The 21458-nt window shown below is 37.5% G+C and carries 23 protein-coding genes; 13 read left to right on the top strand and 10 right to left on the bottom strand.

The window, feature by feature from the left end:
* Positions 1-13: 13 nt before the first annotated feature.
* From QVB70_RS00450 to QVB70_RS00435, 4 genes are all read right to left on the bottom strand, one after another.
* On the bottom strand, positions 14-487 hold the full coding sequence (locus tag QVB70_RS00450; RefSeq protein ID WP_287582283.1) for a 4Fe-4S binding protein: 474 nt from the start codon (positions 485-487) through the stop codon (positions 14-16).
* 84 nt (positions 488-571) lie between these two features.
* Positions 572-766 (bottom strand): hypothetical protein, encoded by a 195-nt coding sequence (locus tag QVB70_RS00445; protein WP_287582281.1) that lies wholly within the window; start codon positions 764-766, stop codon positions 572-574.
* Positions 767-785: 19 nt separating this feature from the next.
* Positions 786-1631: a DUF362 domain-containing protein gene (locus QVB70_RS00440; protein WP_287582279.1), complete on the bottom strand. Its 846-nt coding sequence runs from the start codon at positions 1629-1631 to the stop codon at positions 786-788.
* A gap of 237 nt (positions 1632-1868) precedes the next feature.
* Complete coding sequence (locus QVB70_RS00435) at positions 1869-2354, bottom strand: DUF6884 domain-containing protein (RefSeq protein WP_287582277.1); 486 nt, start codon at positions 2352-2354, stop codon at positions 1869-1871.
* 516 nt (positions 2355-2870) lie between these two features.
* On the opposite strand from QVB70_RS00435, the gene QVB70_RS00430 reads away from it, so the two are divergent.
* From QVB70_RS00430 to QVB70_RS00405, 6 genes are all read left to right on the top strand, one after another.
* On the top strand, positions 2871-3725 hold the full coding sequence (locus QVB70_RS00430) for a ParB N-terminal domain-containing protein (RefSeq protein WP_287582275.1): 855 nt from the start codon (positions 2871-2873) through the stop codon (positions 3723-3725).
* Positions 3726-3791: 66 nt separating this feature from the next.
* Positions 3792-4526 (top strand): ATPase domain-containing protein, encoded by a 735-nt coding sequence (locus QVB70_RS00425; protein ID WP_287582299.1) that lies wholly within the window; start codon positions 3792-3794, stop codon positions 4524-4526.
* Positions 4527-4758: 232 nt separating this feature from the next.
* Entirely contained in the window at positions 4759-6324 is a 1566-nt protein-coding gene (locus QVB70_RS00420) for an aminoacyl--tRNA ligase-related protein (protein ID WP_287582273.1), read from the top strand.
* A gap of 5 nt (positions 6325-6329) precedes the next feature.
* Positions 6330-6830 (top strand): GIY-YIG nuclease family protein, encoded by a 501-nt coding sequence (locus tag QVB70_RS00415; protein ID WP_287582271.1) that lies wholly within the window; start codon positions 6330-6332, stop codon positions 6828-6830.
* A complete protein-coding gene (locus QVB70_RS00410; RefSeq protein ID WP_287582269.1) occupies positions 6827-7210 on the top strand; it encodes a hypothetical protein in 384 nt (127 codons plus the stop codon). The genes QVB70_RS00415 and QVB70_RS00410 overlap by 4 nt, the downstream gene beginning before the upstream one ends.
* 106 nt (positions 7211-7316) lie before the next feature.
* Entirely contained in the window at positions 7317-8741 is a 1425-nt protein-coding gene (locus QVB70_RS00405) for a glycosyltransferase family 39 protein (protein WP_287582267.1), read from the top strand.
* A 620-nt stretch (positions 8742-9361) separates the two neighbouring features.
* Here QVB70_RS00405 and QVB70_RS00400 read toward each other — a convergent pair.
* Positions 9362-10432 carry a transposase gene (locus QVB70_RS00400; protein WP_287582265.1) on the bottom strand — a complete coding sequence of 357 codons (1071 nt, stop codon included), beginning with the start codon at positions 10430-10432 and terminating at the stop codon, positions 9362-9364.
* Positions 10433-10501: 69 nt separating this feature from the next.
* Positions 10502-10633, bottom strand: coding sequence for a helix-turn-helix domain-containing protein (locus tag QVB70_RS18500; protein WP_369335128.1), 132 nt, complete (start codon positions 10631-10633; stop codon positions 10502-10504).
* A gap of 786 nt (positions 10634-11419) precedes the next feature.
* On the opposite strand from QVB70_RS18500, the gene QVB70_RS00395 reads away from it, so the two are divergent.
* Positions 11420-12868, top strand: a complete 1449-nt coding sequence (locus QVB70_RS00395) for an FAD-binding oxidoreductase (protein ID WP_287582263.1) — start codon at positions 11420-11422, stop codon at positions 12866-12868.
* Between the two features lie 19 nt (positions 12869-12887).
* Complete coding sequence (locus QVB70_RS00390) at positions 12888-14069, top strand: (Fe-S)-binding protein (RefSeq protein ID WP_287582261.1); 1182 nt, start codon at positions 12888-12890, stop codon at positions 14067-14069.
* Positions 14070-14158: 89 nt separating this feature from the next.
* Here the strand turns inward: QVB70_RS00390 and QVB70_RS00385 are convergent, their stop codons facing one another.
* The 4 genes from QVB70_RS00385 to QVB70_RS00370 all read right to left on the bottom strand — a co-directional run bounded on the left by QVB70_RS00385 (position 14159) and on the right by QVB70_RS00370 (position 17289).
* A complete protein-coding gene (locus QVB70_RS00385) occupies positions 14159-14812 on the bottom strand; it encodes a hypothetical protein (protein ID WP_287582259.1) in 654 nt (217 codons plus the stop codon).
* 64 nt (positions 14813-14876) lie between these two features.
* The gene (locus tag QVB70_RS00380) at positions 14877-15203 is read right to left on the bottom strand and encodes a cupin domain-containing protein (protein WP_287582257.1); all 327 of its coding nucleotides are present in this window, start codon (positions 15201-15203) and stop codon (positions 14877-14879) included.
* Positions 15204-15301: 98 nt separating this feature from the next.
* Positions 15302-16000: a (Fe-S)-binding protein gene (locus QVB70_RS00375; RefSeq protein ID WP_287582256.1), complete on the bottom strand. Its 699-nt coding sequence runs from the start codon at positions 15998-16000 to the stop codon at positions 15302-15304.
* 5 nt (positions 16001-16005) lie between these two features.
* Positions 16006-17289 (bottom strand): LUD domain-containing protein, encoded by a 1284-nt coding sequence (locus QVB70_RS00370; RefSeq protein WP_287582253.1) that lies wholly within the window; start codon positions 17287-17289, stop codon positions 16006-16008.
* Between the two features lie 214 nt (positions 17290-17503).
* Between QVB70_RS00370 and QVB70_RS00365 the strand changes: the two genes are divergently transcribed.
* The 5 genes from QVB70_RS00365 to QVB70_RS18400 all read left to right on the top strand — a co-directional run.
* The gene (locus QVB70_RS00365; protein WP_287582251.1) at positions 17504-18628 is read left to right on the top strand and encodes an arginase family protein; all 1125 of its coding nucleotides are present in this window, start codon (positions 17504-17506) and stop codon (positions 18626-18628) included.
* 132 nt (positions 18629-18760) lie between these two features.
* Positions 18761-19330 carry a glycosyltransferase family 39 protein gene (locus tag QVB70_RS00360; RefSeq protein WP_287582248.1) on the top strand — a complete coding sequence of 190 codons (570 nt, stop codon included), beginning with the start codon at positions 18761-18763 and terminating at the stop codon, positions 19328-19330.
* Positions 19323-20348 carry a hypothetical protein gene (locus tag QVB70_RS00355; RefSeq protein ID WP_287582246.1) on the top strand — a complete coding sequence of 342 codons (1026 nt, stop codon included), beginning with the start codon at positions 19323-19325 and terminating at the stop codon, positions 20346-20348. Before QVB70_RS00360 ends, QVB70_RS00355 begins: the two co-directional genes overlap by 8 nt.
* Before the next feature lie 200 nt (positions 20349-20548).
* The gene (locus QVB70_RS00350; RefSeq protein WP_287582244.1) at positions 20549-20953 is read left to right on the top strand and encodes a PAS domain-containing protein; all 405 of its coding nucleotides are present in this window, start codon (positions 20549-20551) and stop codon (positions 20951-20953) included.
* 370 nt (positions 20954-21323) lie between these two features.
* On the top strand, positions 21324-21458 hold a 135-nt coding region (locus QVB70_RS18400; protein ID WP_342766526.1), incomplete at its 3' end, for an ACT domain-containing protein.

The following is a 21458-nucleotide window of genomic DNA, read 5'->3' as shown; positions in this document are numbered from 1 at the left end:
AGCCCCATTATAATTATTTGCCATTATCTCTTCTAACACGAATCGCTCCCTCAGGACATGCCTCTGAGCAGATTCGACAGTCTTTTCCCTCGCCTTCAAGGCAATTTTTTATATTTTCTTCATTTAATTGACAATTACCAATAAATCGTATAGCTCCAACAGGACAGACATTTTTACACAACTCGCAACTCCACCCAGACCCATCAAAGCGTTTGCATATATCAATTCTTTCCTCAGAAATGCCACTCTTACCATTGTGAATTCTATAGATTGGTTTCTCTCCAAAATCCTCAACAGGACAAATCGTTATGCAGTTTCCACAGCCTAGGCATTTTTCTTTTTCCACTTCTATTCCGTGCACTTCCACCAAATAAATCTCGCTAGGACAAGCTTGTACACAAATCCTACACAAATTGCATTTTTCCTGATCTATGTTAATTAATACCAATTCAAAGACTCCAATAACGTTTACCACGTAGCCAAGCAAGAAAGCACCACTGCCTCAGCATGGTGATGAATTGCGTGAGTGAGTGTTCACTTTCATCACGTGCATCGAAGGGTCTCCCTGACTTTATATAGGTGGTATGAATAAGGTATTAATGGCTATTGGAGGGATAAAACGCACACTTGCAGATAAGGTGCATGCTCCGATGGTCTCACCATCGTGAACCGTACCTACGGGGCATAGGGATGTTAAGCCTGTGGAGATAAGACCTCCGTAACCCGTCAAGGGGATCGAGTCTGTCGTTGAAGCAGGAAGCCTCAAAGCTTTAGCACGAGGTAGCTCACCACGTAGCTTCTTGGAATTTACGAAAAACCTTTTGAATAGGTTCACCTAAGACTTCAATCTTTTGAAGGTCTGTTGTTCCAAAGCCATTTTGTGCCGCATATTTAATATGTTTTATCTTATCTGCATCGAATCCCATAATCGTGGAAGCGACAGTGTCTACGGATGCTAAATCTTTTCCTGCGATTATCATATCCATGCGTACGGGATCTCCAGCTGTGGGTCCAAGTCCTTCCATACCCACAATACCATCAATTACCGCTAAATCGGGTTTAATGAGTGTATTAAGATCGACAATCGCTTTATGCACGCCCACACGATGCGAGTTATATTTTTCATTTTGATACATGCAGCCCTTAAGATTTTTTAAGCTTAGAGTTACAGTACAAGCGTCATGTGTTTTTAATACTGGCACACTAATAAATTTATCACAATCTAACACAGTTTTAGCAAGTTTTACTTCTTTGAGGGCTAATGCTCCTTTTATTGAAACTTCGACAGGCGTATCTGCATTAAAATCAACAATATCGACACCTTGCCCCTTCATAAGAAGTTTGTATTTTGTCCTATAGAAAACTTCTTCCGTATTATAACCAACAATCGGGCTTTCGCCAACGATAGGTATGCCGCCGGCACTCTTCACTAACCCGATTAATTTTAAAACGACCCTCGGATTTGTTGTGGCTCCTGTATTACTTTGCTTTGGGGCGGCAAGGTTTGGTTTGATTAAAACACGGTCGCCTTTATCAATTATTTCCTCAAGTCCTCCAGCAAGGACAAGGTTCACTGATCTTTCAACCATGTCTTCGATGTTTCCGTCTTTCAATACTGATACGACGTCCAAGATATACCCTCCTGTTTTTTTAATATCCCTGTTTTTTAAAAAAGAATGTGTTGAAGGCAACTTTAATTTTAACTACTATAGTCCAAAAATGGATATTTATAAGAAATCAGAAAGTTTGGATGGGCATTGGTGGTGGAACAACGGAAAATAACTCAATTAGAAAATAGAAAATCTAATTTAATGCTTTTTTGCCCTTGAAATTATTGTTTCTTTAATCTTCTAATAGGAAAATTTAGATTAAGATACCACTATCTGTGAGTTTAATCTTAACAATAAGTTTCTAAGTTTTTGCTGTGCTTTTCCGATTTTTTCCATTTCTATAATATCAATAGGGATATCGATTAACGTAGATAAGCCGCTAATTGCTTCAAAATAGTCTTTTCCCATCATTACAAAAATTGTTCTGTAGTTTCCTCCATTCGCAACAATCAATTTCAATTTAGATAAAACCCTATCTCTAAGTTCGTGTGCTTTTTGTCTTGTCATGCGTTCCTCATAATAAGAAATCTCATCTGTTGCTCTTAAAAGACCATATTTTGCTGAGATTATGAGTACATCAACATTTTGCCCTAATCCTTCTCTAAATGCTTTTCGTAAAGTCAGAAAAATCTTGCCATCATATCCTTGTATTGCAGGGAGTGTTATTTCTTCATTGTTTCTCAGTTGACTATTCTTTGTTTTCGAACATGAAATAATCAACAGATGTCTCCCAGATAATTCCAAAGTGTTAAGCTCCTTTGAAAATGCCGATAAATTTCAAAAATTCTATATTCAAGTGTTTTTGTCGGAATATTTTATAAAATAAATAATAAAACGATTTTGTATCATCTGGTTATTACTTTTGTCGGTATTTTATAACAAAAGGAGAGCTAATAATTTTTTCAACTTTGATCGAGGATTTCCTAACGACAAAATAAGATAACGCTTTGATCGTTAGATCTTGTGTTAATTAGCAACCAAAAAAATGTGTAAATACAAAATTGTTCTGTGAAACTCAAAATTATTATTTTTATGATCTTTAGAAGAAAATACAATAAATGCAAGTAACATGCGGGTATTTCATTCGTACCATTCGGAAAATACGCTTTTAATACATTTGATTATAATGACTTACAGGTTCATTATGAAAAGCAGATTTAAGTTAAGAATTGTAAATTAAATACAGTTACTCATTCAAATCTTATGTAGTTTTTATAGCATTATTTGCCAACATTAATTAAAGTCTAATTGGGGAAAAACATGAATTCTTCACAGATTCGCAATGTTGTTGAATCTGACATCAGATTAGAAAAACTTGAGTCCCTTCTGCCTCATGAGAAAACGGCTTTTAAAATAGTTGATCAATTAGCGCAAGAAATAGAAAATGATGGTTTTCAGAAAGACCCCATAATCGTTGAGCGCGATAGTAGTGTTGTATTAGATGGAATGCACCGCCTTGCGGCTTTTAAAAAACTTTCATGCAAAACCGTTCTTTGCTATTGTGTACCCTACAAGGATGTAAGTGTTAATCGATGGTACAGGCGGTTCATATCGAATCAGACAATCCCGTCAATACAAATGATTGAAAGCATCCAAAGATTGGATAAATTTGATATTGCATACACAAAGAATCCTCAAGAAGCTGTAAAATTGATAAACGAAGGAAGCGTTGCTGGTGCGTTGATTACAAAGGAAAAATCCATTCTTATTAACAGTAAGGAAGAGGTCAAGGATCTTGTAGAAATTTTTAATCATCTTATTCTTATCGAGGTACTTTTCAAATTCCATTTTAATATTGAAGTCAAATATAGTTCAAAAATTGAGATCGAAAAAAAAGATGTCGTAGGAGTGCTCGTGCCACCAATTATAAACAAAAAAGATGTAATAATGGCAGCAAAAAGCGGTATTTTGTTCCCACTTAAAAGCACACGTCACATAGTTAAAATACGTCCGTTATCGATCGATTTACCACTTAAATTTTTGCATGGAGATGATATCAACACAAAAACAGAACACCTAAGCATTTTTCTTCAAAAAAAGAAGATACATTTTCATCCAAAGGGTATGGAAATCAGAGGAAGAACCTATGATGAATCTGTACTTTGCTATGAATGAGCTACATTGAGTAGAACTTTTATATCATCACCTAGTGATACCCTTGGAGAGTAACCTGTCTTGCCAATGGAATTAGCTTCAAGCGGTATCAAAGAACTAGACAAACTCTTGGGTGGACCAGGAGTGCCAAGAGGCACGCAAATCTTACTTGAGGTTGAAACAGGTACCAGTCCATTGCTATTTGTAGAAAAATGGTTGTATGAAGGATTACGCCAGAAAGATGTCTGCTTCTTTTATTCTTATGATTATTCTGTTGACGAAATACTTCGGAAATACAAGGAATTTGGGATTGTTCCAGAGGAGTTCCTGAAAAAAGGGAAAATTGTAGACTTTTGGACAAAAGGAGGAGAATATGTACGGGATTTTTCAAAACATATAATCACGATCGGTGAGCCCAATAATGCAAACCGCATCATGGACGTAATGCATGGAATTTGGATGTGGTATCGAGAGCAGGATCAAGGAAAACAGTCAAAGAAAACTCTCGTAAGAAGCGCAACCTCTTCTCTTTCGACCATTGTGATGACCTTTGGGTTTGAAAAGACATATAAGCTGGCCAAAGAAATAACCCAAGTTGCAAAAACCGAAAATGCAATTACTTTGGATGTGATAGGAACCGGAATGCACAACCCGATGGAATTAAAGACTTTTGAGTTCCTCTATGATGCTGTTATTCGTTTAGAAACAAAGGAAATAAATGGAGAACTTGCAAGATATCTTCGTGTTTTTAAATCACCAATTCTTGACTATATAACTAAAAAGATCCCCTACGGCTTTACTAAGAATGATATAGTGTTTTAGTAACCTAAGAAAGTGAAATAGTATACAATATTGAGAGGTTTTTCTTATCATTTAGATTCAAAGAATTAAATACATCAAATTCCATTCTATTATTTACTAAACACTGGAAATTTTGCTACTTGAAAGAGATTCCTTTTTTTACCAAAAAGATTATCATTGGAAATAGAATTTAAAAATAAACCAATAAACAGTTCAAATGATGTTTGATTAATGGATTCGCTAGGTGTCTTTGATGAGATTTGAAGCGGACGTGTTCTTTGAATTTAGCAAAAAACTGCCCACAGAGGCAGTAGAATCCTTAACAGAATTTCTTGAAGATGCAAACAACTCATTTCTTAAAAAGGGCGTTCCAGAAGGTAAAGAAAACGAAGGAACAACAATAGAAGAATATCAGATACAGCCAGAAGGCGTTTTTTTAAACTTAAACAGTGGTAGATACGTTAGAGCGCATACAGGCATTATGCGACTTAATAAAGAATTGTCTACATTTTTAGGAAAGAAGTACCAATTAGGTGTAAGAAGAATTGAGATTCAACGATTTGAAATCACCATGGAACTGGAAGAAGCGCCATTAGAGCCAATGACTCTTCCATTTACTGATAAAATCGATTTTACGGGTAATCAGGCTCATATCATTCTAAATCCAAAAGATATTGATGAAACAGCACTAAAAAAGAACTATATTGATAAATTGCTTAATCGAATGGAAGAAAAAATCAGAACACAGAGTATGGGAGGTAAAGCTGCATTTTCTGAAACTGTCAGGCGAAGTGAAAAAAAATTAGACAAGTATAGAATTAAGATAGATCCTACTGAACAAGCTGTAGGAAGAGGATGGGTAAAAGAGTTCCCAGGTGCCGGCGTCTGGACAATCATGCCTCCTTTTACAGCACTCATCCGAGCTATTGAGCAACTTGTGATCGATAAGATAATCAAACCTATGGGGTTTGTCGAAACCATCTTTCCGCGATTGATCCCATTAGAAGTTGAAAGAAAAAAAGGACAGCTTGCGATTCCAAATGAACTATTTTGGGTATGTCCTCCGACAAGTAGGAATCCTAAAGACTTTGAAGAATATGTAGACTATGTTGAAATCACAGGTACTACTAATCCTGAAATGTTACAAAAAATGCTCAGACCACCCATGTTTGGTCTCTCTTATGCTCAGTGTGAGCCTTTCTATGAAATCTTTCAAAAGGAAATAGTGGATATAGACGATCTTGAAAATAACCCCATAAAGTTCTTTGATAGAAATGGTCCTACTTGGCGTTGGGAAGGAGGAGGGCTAAAGGGACTAGAGAGATTAAATGAATTTCATCGGATCGAATTCACCTATATGTCATCGCCAAAAAAAACTATCGATATCAGAGATGAAATTCTCGAACGCTCAGAGAAAATAATAAACGATATCTTTGATTTGGAATACCGAATTGACAAAACCACAGCAGTTTATCTTGAGCATGCCGGCGCTACAGAAAAAGATGAAACAGAGGAATTTGTGAAGACATATGACCTAACAGCAATCCTACCTTTTGAAACGGCTAGCAGACCAGAAGCAGAACTAGAAATATCATCCTATCATGTTCACACTGACTTCTATGCAGGAAGATTCAATTTTAAAGATAAAGCGAACAGAGATGTCTGGACGGGGTGCGTGGGGATCGGTCCATCACGATGGGCATATGTATTCGTCATACGTCATGGATTTGATTTTGAGAAATGGCCGAATGAAATCAAAAAATATATCGGCGATGAACTTCCAAGAACCCCACAGCTTGTTACTTGGCCAAAAAAATGAGCACTATGATTCCAATAGATCGAATACCTAGTAGTCCGGGTACGTATACGCTAATTATCAAATTGAATCAAGAGATTAAAATTGAAGTTGGAAAATTGGGGATATATAAATTCCCTAGCGGAAACTATGTATATACCGGTTCTGCTCTTGGAAAAGGAGCAGTTGGTCTCGGAGGGCGATTGCAACGCCATATATCTAAAGTAAAAACCCTCCATTGGCATATTGATTACTTTCTTAATGTAAAGGAATCTCAAATAAACCACATCGTATTTTTTGAATCAAATAAGCAATATGAATGTATGATAATTAAAGAACTCTTATCGTTAGGCGGAAAAATAGTTGTAAGAGGGTTTGGTGCATCTGACTGTAAATCTGGATGCAAAAGTCACCTTCTTTTCTTTGAAGATAATAAACAAAGAGTTCGTAGAATTGTAAAAAAAGCATATGAAGCAATAGCATCTAGCAATGATATTATTAAGGAGTATTCTCCAGAAGGGATCTCATGAAAAATCAATTTAACGACACTATCGATGAAGGCAAATTCAAAGTCAACCTACACGCTATTACTTCAGGTGATGATTTAACAGTTATTATTGGCGGTGGAGTAAAACCACATATTGGTTCCGTGGTCATAGCTTGCCCTAATAAGAGTAAGAACGTTAACTATACCATCTGGACGGATGAAGGGCATAAAGATAACGTTATTGCTGAAGACATTGCAACGGAATTAATGAAGAATTTTGACTTTGACAAAAATGTTGTCGTCATAGCAGGTTTACATATTGATCACGCGACTAAAGAAGATATTAATCGACTTGTCAAAAACTCAAATAGTCTTGTCGAGAATTTACTTGTGAGTGACTTTTTCAAGGGTCTACTCATCTAAATAAAAGCAAATCACTACAAATCATTACAATACTTATATATTTACAGCTATTTTATTGGTCCATAAATAGTCTATAGGAGTTGTGAAACTGCAGGGAAGACGTTCATTGAAACAAACTTTGTTAGCGCCGCATATGATGATTCTTTATTTGCTTATAATAATTACAGCTATAGGTGCTATGTTGAGGTTACATAAGTTAGGGCGCCCAAGCCTAGGGAATGATGAAGCATCATCAATCCTAGACAGTAGAGGTAAACTGTACAACATATCTCATCCTCCGCTATCCTATGTGATCCTTAGGTTATTTGTAGAAACCCTTGGGACAAATGAGTTTACTATTAGGCTTCCTTCCTGTTTATTTGGCATCGCCACGATTCCCTTGATTTATTTTTTTGGGAAACAACTGTTCAGCGAAAAAGAAGGATTAGTGGCTTCCTTTCTTATTTCTGTATCTCCGTGGCACATCTATTGGTCTCAACAAGCAAGAATGTATACAGAATTGGCCGTTTTTACCCTATTAGCCTTGTCTTTTTTTTATCAAACCACATATAAAGAAACGGCCACACCCTACGTGTTTTCTGCTATATTCACCGTTTTAGCTTTTTACACACATTATTCTGCCATTCTTATACTAGCAATATTAGTCTTCTGGCTAATTTCCAAAGGTTTTCTTCGCAGTGATCAGTTTCGCCTTAATTATAAATATCTTACGATTTTCTTTGGTATTTTCTTTATCCTTAGTTCAATCCTGTTTTTTACTACAATTCTCCAGACGATAGAGTTTAAATTTGGAGAAAATACGCTCAGATGGGGACTGCCCATCGATGAGCTTTTTAAGAGGTTGGTTCAATCCGATCTTGGGATAATGTTGTCTGTATTTTCTGTTGCAGGTGCACTTTACCTAGTTTTACAAAAAAGTAGTACTGGCTTTTTATTGACAGCTTATGCCTTAATTCCGCTGATTACTTTCGCTTTGCTTACTTTTATTATTAGTATTGACACTCGATATATTGTTTTTGCTTTACCCGCGTATGCGTTATTGTCGGCTCACCTAGTAACAGAATCCTTTGAGAAAATTAGGAAAAGCGAAAGCAAAAATGAATTTCGCGGTTTAATATTAAATCTCGATAAAAACAAGATCCTGGCTTTTGGCTTTTTATTTGCGATAGTTCTTAGTGTAAACAACCTTTATACTTTTTATTTCTCTTATTATAGGTATAAAGCTCATGCAGACTGGAAAAGTGCATGTGCATATGTTGAAAATCACATGACAACAGAGGATCTCATTGCTGCCACAGGTGATAAAGCGGTCTATTATTATCTAGGAAAAATCGATTTCAACCTATCTATCGAATTATTTAAACCTGGCACTTTTGATGAGATAAAAAATGCTAATGAACGAGTATGGCTTCTTATCTCAGGTACGCTGGGTGCTATAGATCCTGATGCTGAATTCAGAGACTGGATTGCGAATCACTGTAAACTAATGAAGACAAAAAATCAGATCAGCATTTATCTCTTTACTCCTTAAAATTAATAATTGAAAAAACTTCAGACAATGCTAAGAAAAACCAATATAGTAATGAATGAAACAAAATTATGCGAGATCTCTCAAAGCTGTTATCATCATAAAGAAGCTGCAATAGAAATGGTGGAAGTTCATTACAAGAATTTATAGTCATAGCGACTTGCACATCGATGATCAACAAAAAAAGATATCAATCAACTTGTTATGAATTCAAGTGAACTTGTCAAAAATTTTTTTGAGATTGCCTTTCTCAAAGTCGTAATCGCCTAGAAAAGAACTGAAATATATTAATCTGTTTTATTCGTCCATTTAGCCTTCCAGAAAGGAGTGCAAGTCTATTTGCACTTTTGCCTTATCTTGTCCTAAATTGACCCTTATACATATCAGCAAGTCGACCTAGGATGTCATACGCGTGCAATTATACTTGGACAGAATTCAGTTTTCTCGAATTCTTCACACTCTCTGTTCTCGTTTATATGGGAACAAGCAATTAAGATCTCTATAACAAGCCTTTTCTTGACACTAGATCATTTCCATTAATTATAGTGAATAACCAAATTCAATAGTCCAAAAGATTAAATATCAATTTAGTCATCATCCGTGTCAGTTTGAACTACCACGGCCTAAAGGCTCGTGGATTCCTCCTTCAGCGAGGACTGCCTGGTATTGGTAGAAGGTCTTACATCCTCTTCAGAGGCGTGACTTCCCGTAGTCCCTACGGTAGACGTATCATGGTCGTCGGTTGTTGCGATTACCATGATTCCGATTTCTTCTTGTAATATTCTAATGCCTTCGCCTGTAATATTGTCCACCGCATTGATATCTCGGTGGTGAGTAGTGCCGCAATGTTTACAAGTCCAGACTCGATCGTTCAGTTTAAGGTCATTGTTTATCTGACCGCAGATCGAGCATAGTTTGCTGGACGGGGAAAAGCGGTCAATCAGGACGAAATGCTTGCCCTTCCAGTACATTTTATAGTACAAATATACCCGAAACTGATACCACGAGAAGTCCAGCGTGATAGACTTACTAAGACCTGAGTTGAATTGCTGCATCCCCTTGATGTTGAGATCTTCTAGGATAACGGCATCGTGTCTCTCGCTCAAGTCATGGGTGATCTTGTGAAGCCAGTCATGCTTTCGATTGTTAATCTTCTCATAAACCCCTGCCAGTTTGAGTCGTGCCTTCTTCCGGTTCTTTGACCTCTCTTTCTTGCGCGATAATTCCCTGTGATGTTTCTTGAGGCGTTTCTCCTCTTCCCTATAAAATCGAGGGTTCTCGTACTGCGTATGTTCGTCGATCAGGAAGTGCGTTGTCGACATATCAAACCCTGCTATATCCTCGCTGTTAAGTACTGCCTTCTTAGGTGGTATTTCAACATCACACACCACCTTCACCGACACAAAATACTTGTGGGTGGCAGTCTTACCGATGGTTATGTGTTTGATCGGATTACTGATCATGCGGTTATCTCTATAGTTGACCCAACCAACCTTCGGAATACGAATCTTCCTTCGCTGGTGGTCAATCCGTATGCTGTTGTTGATATTATACGTGGTATAGGTTTGTGGGTAGCATTTCTTGGACTTAAACCTGGGAAAGCCCACTTCCCTGCTCGTTTTAAGTGCTTCAAAAAAGTTCTGGTAGGCGGCAAACAGGTGGCGGTTCGCAGTTTGCAGTGCCTTAGAGTCCACTTCTTTAAGAAACGGGTACTCTTGCTTGTAGTATTTCTCAGTTTTGTACTTATAACTGTAGAGGGCGTCCTAATCGTCTTTTAATTGAGCATATACCTTGATATGTTCTTCCAGCATCTTGTTATAAAGGAATCGACAGCAACCGAGCGTTTTATTGAGCAGTATGCTCTGCTCTTTATTCGGATAAATCCGCAGCCTGATTCCCTTCTTTACCTACATAAAATTAGCTCCGAAGATGCAGGTTTCTTGTTCAGGGTTTACACATCGTATGAATCGGGAGTGTTTCTGAATTTGACAGTCTGTTGTATGGTGATCGACTGCTCCTGTATACTTTAGAGTACAGTTCATTAATAAACCCCACACTTTTAGGAGTAGCGTGCACTATCTCGCGCTTTTGTCATAGTACGTAACTACTCAGTACTACTAACCGAGCTAAGTAATTATTCAGTAATTAACTTTTTTTTCCAGTAATTACCAAGTAAGCACCAACCAAAGGAAACAACCAAAAAACTAAATCAGTAACTATCAAGTAATCTCTAACCTAACACCAAGAATCACTTTTTGATTTTGCACAATTCTTGACTTTTTTGGAATTCTAAAATCACACTCTGCATTTTGACGATTAAGGCTACTGCTGGATTCGCGACAGGAACGTCTCAGTTAGTGCGTCATCGTTTCTCACTCTGCAACCTTGCATTGACAACTGCAAACTTAATGTATCCCATAAGCATGTTTCAGTAAGTGCATCATCGTTTTTCACTCTGCAACAAAATTTTTAATAGGGGAAATGTATAAACGAGGCATGTTTAAGCTTGTCAGTGTAAAAAACTATAAAAGTTCAAAAAATCCTGTGACAAACGATAATAACTCATTTAGAGGATTAACATTATAGATAAAGACAAATTTGGAGAATAGACCTTTTCTATAGGGTCTAGACTTTTTGAACGTTTCCAAATACGTTTTAAGACCTATCGATAGGTGAGAATTATGGAGAGAAAGTCGATTGATAAAGAGAAATTAAATGAATTTTTAACGGCAACTGTAGGAAAAGAAAACTTTTCAATGGATCCAGTAATGCTACTAACCTTTGCCACGGACGCGTCACGTTTTGAGAAAACACCAGATGTAGTTGTAAGACCAAGTTCAACGGAACAAATTTCAAAGATAGTTAGATACTGCTATGAAAACGAAATTCCTGTAATACCTGCAGGCGCCAGAACTGGTTGTTCAGGTGGAATAATAGCTGTTTATGGTGGAATACTACTCGATTTAACAGGCATGAATCATGTTTTAGAACTTGATGTGGATAACTTACAGGTTTGTGTAGAGCCTGGAATAGTTAATGATAAACTCAACGAGTTCTTAAAACCACATGGATTCTTAGTACCAGGTCCAGCGAGTTCCTACGCAGCCACAATAGGCGGAATGGTTGGAAATGACTCTTCTGGAAAGGAAGCCGTTAACTACGGAACAACAGGTGCCTATGTTTTAAAAATGGAGGTTGTTCTTCCTGATGGAAGAATAACGACTGTGGGATCTAATGCATTAAAAACAGCTTCTGGATTAAATCTAGTGGGACTTTTTACAGGAAGTGAAGGCGTATTAGGTGTTTTCACAAAGATTTGGTTGAGACTTATCCCACTTCCAGAGACAGAAGGCATAGCGATGGCACTATTTGATGAGCTTGAAAATGCTGGGAAGGCTGTCATTAACACTTTTAAGGCTGGAATAATTCCCGGTTGCGTTGAAATATTAGACAAATCATCAATTTATGCAATCAATCAATACAAACCAGAAATGCAGCTTCCAGACGTTGAAGCAATGCTTCTCTATGAAGTGGAAGGATCATCATACGAAATAGAACCCAAAATCAACAGAATTGCAGAGATCTGTAAAGATAGCGGTGCAATAGAAGTAAAGAAGGCAACAGAAAAAGCGGAAATAGATCGCTTATGGGAAGCACGGTCGCTTGTCGGTGCAGCATCGGTACGTGTTCGAGAAGGTTACTCGCGTGTTTACGCGGGTGAAGACCTTGCTGTGCCGATTTCGAAGATACCCGAAATGTTAACTTTCTTACGTGAAGCTAGCCAAAGATACGATTTCCCAATTGTGACGTTCGGGCATGTTGGTGATGGCAACTTACATCCCGCCATTACGATTCGAAAAGAAGTTGCTGAAGACTGGCCAAAGTTAGAGGCACTTATCGAAGAAATAAATCAAAAAGCGTTAGAGTTGGGCGGTACAGTAACTGGAGAACACGGTATCGGTATAGCACGCGCACGATACATGAAACGCGAGCACGGCGAGGTCGCACTTGACATAATGAAAGCAATTAAATGGGCACTAGACCCGAAAAATATCATGAATCCTGGAAAAATGGCCTTGAACGAAGATCCAGAAGTTATATTGAACAAGATACCCGTCAAGACTATTTAAAGATACGAGGTGAAAAAAAATGCACGAGAAGATCGAAAATTGGGCTCAGGCAATGCTTAAATGCGTGCGATGTGCTAAATGCAATTCAATTTGTCCAACACTTGAGGAACGCGGATGGGAAGTCATCGGGCCCCGTGGACGAATCAGAATGGCATTAGGAATGCTTCAGGGAAAAATTTCCCCTAACGAACTAATGACTCAAGGCGAATATACTTGCTTAATTTGTAATCACTGCGTAGATATTTGTCCAAGTGGAGTTGAATGTACAGAGATTATATTACATGCTCGCGAGGAAATGTTTAACCGAGGATGCGCTCCTGAGTCTTCAATGATGCTCGTAGAGGCTTTGGAAGAAAGTCATAATATCTTTGATATGGAACAAGATGATCGAACGATCTGGTCTATGATGGATGCCGATGCCGAAGAGGTCGTTGAGGACAGGACCAACACAGATGCAAAGATTGGATATTTTGTGGGCTGCCTTGGCTCATTCATGGGTCGCTTATCACAAATACCACTATCATTAGTAAAGACAATGGATCATTTAGGTCTGGACTTCACTCTCCTGGGCGAAGACGAATGGTGCTGTGGTTCTCCATACTATCTGGCTGGCGGCCGCGAGATGATTAAAGAACTAGCGGAGCATCATATCTCGGCGTTCAATAATCTAGGCGTAGAAAAAGTAATAGCGACATGCGCTGGCTGTTATAGAGTTTTTAAACACCTTTATGAAGATGTTGGAGGAATCAAACCACCCTTTGAAGTAGTTCATGCAAATGAGTTTCTTGCAGACCTTTTAGATCGAGGAAAACTTCAACTAAACAATGGCAACAGTATTAATAAAGTTGTAACGTGGCATGATCCCTGTGAACTTGGACGACATGAATTGCAATATGATAACCCACGAAAGTTAATACAGGCTATTCCCGGCATAGTGTACAAGGAACTCCCAGATACAAGAAAAGATGCAAGATGTTGCGGTGGCGGTGGTGGCGTAAAAGGTGTTGACGCCGGTCTAGGCATGGAACTAGCTCTAAAGAGGGTAGAGCAGGCAAAATCAATAGGTGCAGAAGTAATCGTAAGTGGATGTCCTGCTTGTTACGACAATATTAACGAAGGAATCAAAAAAGCAGAAGCAAATATCAAAATGATGGATATAACTGAGATCATCGCTGAAGCACTCGGACTTAATGAAGAATAGTTTTTATTACTGGGAACATCCCCATTTTTCTTTTTCTTTCAGGCAAATATATGTTCTTATACGAGAAAGTTCCCGCATTTCTTTGTTCCCTAGCAGTCAAAGAAAACAGAGGGATTTATTTCATAACACGGACCTTTTTCTGGAATTTTAAGGAAAAAGGGACTAATTATACCTCCTCCCTTTAATTTGGCTATTGTTTTCCCTAACTCCAATTTTGTGGCTAGTTGTTTTGCGTGGATATTTCTTAGGCATCTTTTTAAAAGGACAGGTGTAATCTTTTTGGTTTTAGATAACGTTTTTGAACGGCTTACCTGTCTCTTCATTTCTTGGAAAAATGTCAGAAGTATCTCGACGTTAGGCTCACCAATAACTTCAAGATAACTTCTCACAGCATGCTCAGGACTCCATTCTCCCGTTTTTTCGGCATGCCTAATCAAATATTGAATTGCAGGAGGCATTTCATACCGTTCCCCCGATCTTAAAGTTAGGGGTCTAGAATTCCACGCTAACGTTTTTAGCGCAACTGGAAGTAATAGGCGCTCGTTATACGCCAAAAATAAAAGTTCATCCTTTTGTTCCTTCTCTAGTTGTATTTTATCGTAAGAAATTATTCTGTTTTTTGCTAACGGATATAATATCTCAGCTAAGGGCTTTGAGAACTCTTTGGGAAATCTTTTTTCTATAGCAGACTTCAATCTTCCTAAGTATTTCTTTATAGCTTTGTCTTCCTGTTTAATAATCATAAGCTAATCACTTTGAAACTCTATATTATCGTATTTAAACGCGTATTTCAAAAATAAGGGTAGTTTATTTATCCATATACTCTTCTCGTGGTGGAGAAAACATATCTACCCATTCTGAATCTTCTAGCATTTCCATCGAATGAAATTCACTACTTTTAATCATATAACTATCTCCGGGTTCTAAAACCCCAATCTCCTCATCATTAATCCAAAGTTTAAACTTCCCTTTTACAATGTATCCGACCTGTTCAGCGGGGTGTTTATGCTTTGGAACTTTGCCGCCCTTTTTGAATCTCATAATGGTACACATTATTCTATCGCCAGTCGCAAGTGCCTTAAATTCTACACCATACGCACTTTTAACAGGTTTATCTTTTTGTTTGACAATCATATCCGCACCTCGCTATAACAAATACATTGAATACATATTTATTTCAAATGTATTTCAACTCTAAAAGATTAGACATCGACCATACAAGCAAAATTTGTTTAATCGACAATTGCTTCCGAAATGTCAATTACTTTGATATTCTTTGCGTTTTCTTGAAGATGTAACATGCAGGTCGGACACGCTGTAACTAAAATTGTCGCACCAGTTTTTTCAGCTTCTGCGATCCTGTTTTCTGCAAACGCTTGTGCTATGCTACTAAAAGAGAGACGCATTCCACTTCCTGCGCCACAGCACTTTGATGCTTCACGTGAATGTTCCATTTCCACCAATTTTAGACCAGGGATCGCATTCAAAACACTTCTTGGCTCTTCAGTAATTTTAAGTCCACGTGTGAGATGACAGGGGTCATGAAAAGTAACAGTAACAGCTGGTTTTTTATCGATATTAAGTTTTTTCTCATCGATAAGTTTTGCTAGAAATTCTGTCATATGAACAACTTTGTAATTCCAATCAGGCAAATGTTCAGGATAGTGAATCTTAAAGATATACGCGCATGTAGGACAACTTGTCAAAATGGTATCGATGTCATATTCAGAAAAAAGCTCTTGATTTTTCTTCATTACCTCGACGGCAGCAGCATGCTGACCATTTTCATACAGTACAAAACCGCAGCATAATTCCCTATCAAGGCTTTCAAAATCAATGTTTGCGTCTTTTAAAATCTTGAGAGTCGTTTCAGAAACCTGAGGAGTTATAAATCTGTTCATACAGCCGTGAAAGAGCAGAATTTTACTCATCGCATTCACCTCTTTTCGGGAGAAACCGCTTGTTCCTGAATGCCAAATGGATTTCCAACTTCCTTTATTCTCTTTTCCATCTCAGCAAAAGGTGGCAAAAGCAATCCCTTTTCAATTGCGAGATCTCGTAAATATGTAAGTAACTCGGGTATGGGAATATCCACTGGACATACATCCCCACATCTTTTACACATCGTACAGAAATTCAACCCAGATTCTAAAGTAGTTTCTAATCCGTTTTGAATACTAGTATGCACAATTCCAATTGGTCCTACATATGTAGGTCCACCAAACGCGATTCCTAGATTATCATAGGCGGGACATTCATTAATGCAAGAGCCACACCCAACGCAGAAGACGGATTCTTTAAGAGGTCCTTTGCTTGCTTCAATTCGATTGTTATCTACCAGAATAACGTGAACTTCTCTTGGGCCGTGCATACCTTCCCTGACATCGAATTCAATATCGCCTGTTTTGCTTGGACCACTAATCATAGACAAGTAGACGGGGGTAACTTGACCAGCAGCATAAACGGAGAGTAGTCGAATTTGAGTGAAAGCAGCTTCAACATCGGGTACTATTTTATTCAAAGGGCAGATAGAAATGTGAACTGGGGGAGCGTTAGATACGTACCGAATGTTTCCCTCGTTTTCTACAAGAAATATAGCCCCTTCCTTAGCTGCTAATGCATTACAGCCAGAGATACCTACATCCGCCTTAAAAACGAAATCACGGATTTCTCCTCGAGCCTTAGCTATTATCTCATCAATAGGTACTGCTGGTGGGAGTCCAAATAGTTCGGCGATATCTGCCCGACAGCAGTGAATCGCCGGGGCTATGGGATGTGTTCCTCTTTCACCCCTCATTTGGACTATTCTGTCCCCTAGATCTGTTTCTATTACCTCGTTCTCGCGTGATTCCAAATATTTTACGAGACCGATTTCGGACCCTGCGTTTGTTTTTGATTTTACGACCAATTTTCCTTCGCCTACAACTTCTCCAATGTATTTGAGCGCATCTTGAGGTGTTTTTGCGAAAAATACTTTGCAGCCAACAGCCTCTAAACCTTCTTTCGCTATTTGAACTAGTTCGTCAAGCCTGTCGATCCAGGCTTCTTTAGCTTGACGAAGTTGCTCTTTTAGTTCAGCATCAGGAATCTTCTGGAGAGCTTTATATTTTTCTTTATTGATTAGATCAAGTCCGTATTGCCTCGCATTTATTTCGTTTTCATTTTCTAATGCAGTGTCAGCCCTATCAATTAATTCAATGAACGTATCATCTAGATCCATTATTTGTTCCCTCTTTTTTACACCATCTCTTATTCTCTAGAGCTTATTCAGAAGGTGAAGAATTATAATTACGTAAGCCTATATTAGTGAAGAATTTAGAAATTTCAAACTTAAGTTTATCTGCATTCATGTTAGTTTATTAATAGTATTTCACATTAGTCTGTCATCCAAAAAAGTAAAATTGATATTAACATGCAGAATGGAGGAAAATCAGTTGTCTAGAGAAAAAGAAACCACTAATCGTCGAAAAAAACTTGATAAAGTGTGGGACGAAGCTTATAGTGACTCAAAAAAGACAATACCTCAGCGAATTGAACGACGGCTTAAAGCTATTCTTTATGGAGATGTTCCGACTTTTATGGAATTGCCACATGCTAAGAAAAAAGAAGACCTAGCAGGAGTCGATGTTGCGTTTGTGGGGCTTCCATGGGAGGGACTAAAGTATCTAGACCCTTGGACTATATTACCAGAAACGGCAGCACCTGCACCTCCGGATTCAATTTACTATAGAACTGGTGCGGATAAAGCGCCAGAAGCTATTCGAAAATACTCCTTATTTTACTCTATCAATCATAATTGGGGCTATTTCCCAGAATTGGACAAAGATTTCATTATTTTTAATCATATTAAAGCGGTAGACTACGGTGACGTTGACGTGGACGTTAAAAATCCTGATGCGTCAATAGAAAACTCTATTCGCAAAATTTCAGAGATTTACGAGGCAGGTGCAATTCCATTAGTATCAGGCGGTGACCACACCATCCCTTATCCCTGTATCCGCAGTCTTATGAACAATACTGATGGAAATATTGGAATGATTTCCTTCGATTCTCATTTTGACCTTTATTTCGAAGAAGAAATCTCAGCTGCGTCTCAATGGGGGCCGCTTTTTGAGTTTCCTCAAATCAATCCAGAGAAGTTTTGTTCCATCGGCATACGGGGTTTGCGAAACCAACTACATGAACGATACGTAGCCGAAAAATTGGGGATACAATACTTTACAATGGCTGATGTAGAACAAGAAGGAATAAAAAAAATTATTAAGAAAGCCCTTAAAGTCGTTGAGAATACCGATGCGCTTTATGTTTCTCTTGATATCGATGTTGTGGACCCTGCATTCTGTCCTGCTCAAAAATATCCTGAACCAGGTGGTTTGACCTCTAGAGAAATTATATCTGCAATTCGACAGATTGGCAAGCATAAATTGATCAATGGCTTTGACATCAGTTGTCTAGGGCCACAATATGATGCACCGACAGGTCCATCTGCTCAATTATGCGCACGCCTCTTTGTGGAGGTGATGGCCACCATAGCTTGGCAAAAAGCAAAACCATCATAAAATTAAAAAGGATAATCTATATCAGATATCTATTTGACTATGTCTTGAAAGGTAAGGGCTCTCATACAACAGAAATTGTGAATTAATTGCTTGAAATTCTGTAAATGTCAATGAGTGGAGAGGATCCAGAATTTGATTAAAAAAACTATGGCGAAAAGTGAAATATTTGTCAAAAAGAACTGGGTAGATATTTTACTAATTCTCATAATTTTTCTCATAGGATTCTCTATTAGACTTATAAATTTAAGATATGGACTTCAAACCGATGAACTAAAGTGGATTTTTAGAGCTAAAAAGTTTATCTGGGCTTTATATGACTTAAATCCAAGTGGAACCATGATTTCAAACCATCCTGGTGTAACTACTATGTACTTAACCGGATTCGTATATTTCTTGCTTCCTGAGAATTTGGATATTCTAAGCTATTCCCGTCTCCCTTTTTGTATTCTCGGTGCAGCAACTTGTTCTTTGATCTATTTAATGGGATCGTCAATATTCAACAGAGAACGTGGATTTCTTGCTGCAGTGATGCTTACTTTTGAACCATTTTATATTGGAATAACTAGGATCGTTCATCTTGATGGTTTACTATCGTTTTTTTTCACACTAACATTATACTTTTTTTGGCTAGGAATTACCAAAAAAAAAACAAATTTACACTGTATTTTCTGGGATCTCACTAGGCTTAGCTGTCTTGACTAAAGGTTTTGCAATTTTTCTTATACCTATTTTAGTGATTTGGCTGTGGTTACTAAAAAATAATGCCGAATTGAAGTTTTGGCAATCAACAAAGTTAATGATTAAAATACTTTTAATTGGAGGCTTAATCTTCGTCATTCTTTGGCCAGGAGTTTGGAACCTACAATTAGCATTCGATAAACTAAATAAGGCTATTAGTGGGCTTTCTAGCGGCCACGATCTACCTATATTCTTTCTTGGTTCTACGTCATGGCCAAACAACGCTGCTCCTTTCTATTTTTATCCGATCATATTAATGATAAGACTAAGCACTGGAGTATTGATTTGTTTTCTCATCTCGGTTACTTTATATGTCCATAAAATGCACAAAAAGAAAGTAATGTTAGAAGAAACATTACTTTTAATTGCCACTGTTTTTTTTATCATCGGCATCTCAATATTCAGTAAAAAACTAGATCGATATTTAATACCAATTTGGCCGATACTTATGTTATTTTCTTCTGATGGATTTCATATGATCCTTAGTTCAACAAGAACACTCTGGAATTCTTTTGGCCGCTTTAAAAATTGGCAGATAGCACCAAACGTGATTATTAGTTTTGTAATCGTATTTCCAGCCGCTTTTTGGTGCTATAATTTTCAACCTTTCTATGTTTTCTATTTCAATGATTTTGTGGGGGGTCTAAATGGTGGATCCAAGATAACTACAACATATACTTCGGAAGGAACAAGATTAGTTGCAGAATATCTCTCCAGTAAATCCGATCAGTTAGTTGTTGCGTGTGCGTATGCTGATAAGAGACTTAATGATTTTTATAAAGGAGAAGTTACACCGTTACCTCAGTCGCTGAATGCCTTGTTAGAAAAATATGATTATGTAGTGTTTCATTTAACTTATGTTCAGAGATACTACGATAACATTATTTGGCAACAATTTAAAGACAAGAATCCTGAGTGGGTAGTGATTGTGCAGGAAGTTACAGTGGTATGGGTTTTTAATACCACAATAATTACTATCTAAAACGAAATTATTTGAACATTTGAATAACAAGACTTACTAGAGATCGCTTTAAATCCTTCTTTTTATAGATGTCAATGCAAAAAACTTAGACCATAGGATTTCTAGGCTCTCTGATCTATTATCAATATCAAAGAATTCATTTTATATATATGAGCGAATTTCATATTTCTAACTTAGAAAAATATGGAAGGATAGAAAAAATGATAGGAAAATTGCCTGAAAAGGTATTTGAAGCCATTCTTGAAACGATACCTATTGAATTCTCAGTTCTTGATGAGAATGATGAGGCATTGGCATGGAATAAACACGAAACACGAATATTCAAGAGACCTAAGGGCGTGATTGGAAGAAATGTTCGTGATTGCCATCCAAAAAAGAGTCTTGATAAAGTAGAACGAATCTTAAATGAAATGAAAGAAGGAAAAAGGGACAAAGCGCGCTTTTGGATAGATCTCACGATTGACCCAGAAGGTGAGAAACAGAAAGTCATGATAGAATATTACGCGTTAAGGGACTCTAGTGGAAAATACCTCGGTTGTCTCGAAGCATCACAAAATATAACAGAAATACAAAAACTCAGTGGTGAGCAAAGATTACTTGATTAAGATGCTATTAATCTTCTTATAGCGTTTTTAGTCAGAGTTAATCCAGAACTCATAAAAGAGCAAGATTTATATAGCGTATTTCGTAAACACATCTCAATTTATTTTTGGAGAGGTTGGGATGCCCTACCAAGGAATTTAGATAAAGACAGGAACTCCATAGCAAACTGTGGAGTGAGAGACTATTTTTCGTATGCACCAAAGAAACATGTGAATACCGATTCATTTAGCATCCCGTGCTGTGGTGCTTTTGAAATAGAGCATAAGGACCCAGTAGTACTTCTTTTTATAGCTAAACACAAAGGAGCTAAAAGAACAAGAACAGGAGGAAGAAAATATGAGTACAACTCTAAATAATGATACCTCAGAAGAAATAGACAAGGTTGTTATTACCGTTATTGGCGGTGACCGAACGGGTATCGTAGCTGGCGTATCTCAAGTACTAGCAGAATGTGAAGTTAATATTGAGGATATGAGCAGTACAATTCTACACTATAAGAACAGAAAT

Source organism: Candidatus Borrarchaeum sp. (assembly GCF_019058535.1).
Taxonomy (GTDB): Archaea; Asgardarchaeota; Sifarchaeia; order Borrarchaeales; family Borrarchaeaceae; genus Borrarchaeum; species Borrarchaeum weybense.
Note: the sequence above shows the minus strand (reverse complement) of the source record. Positions and strands in the feature narration are given on the sequence as shown.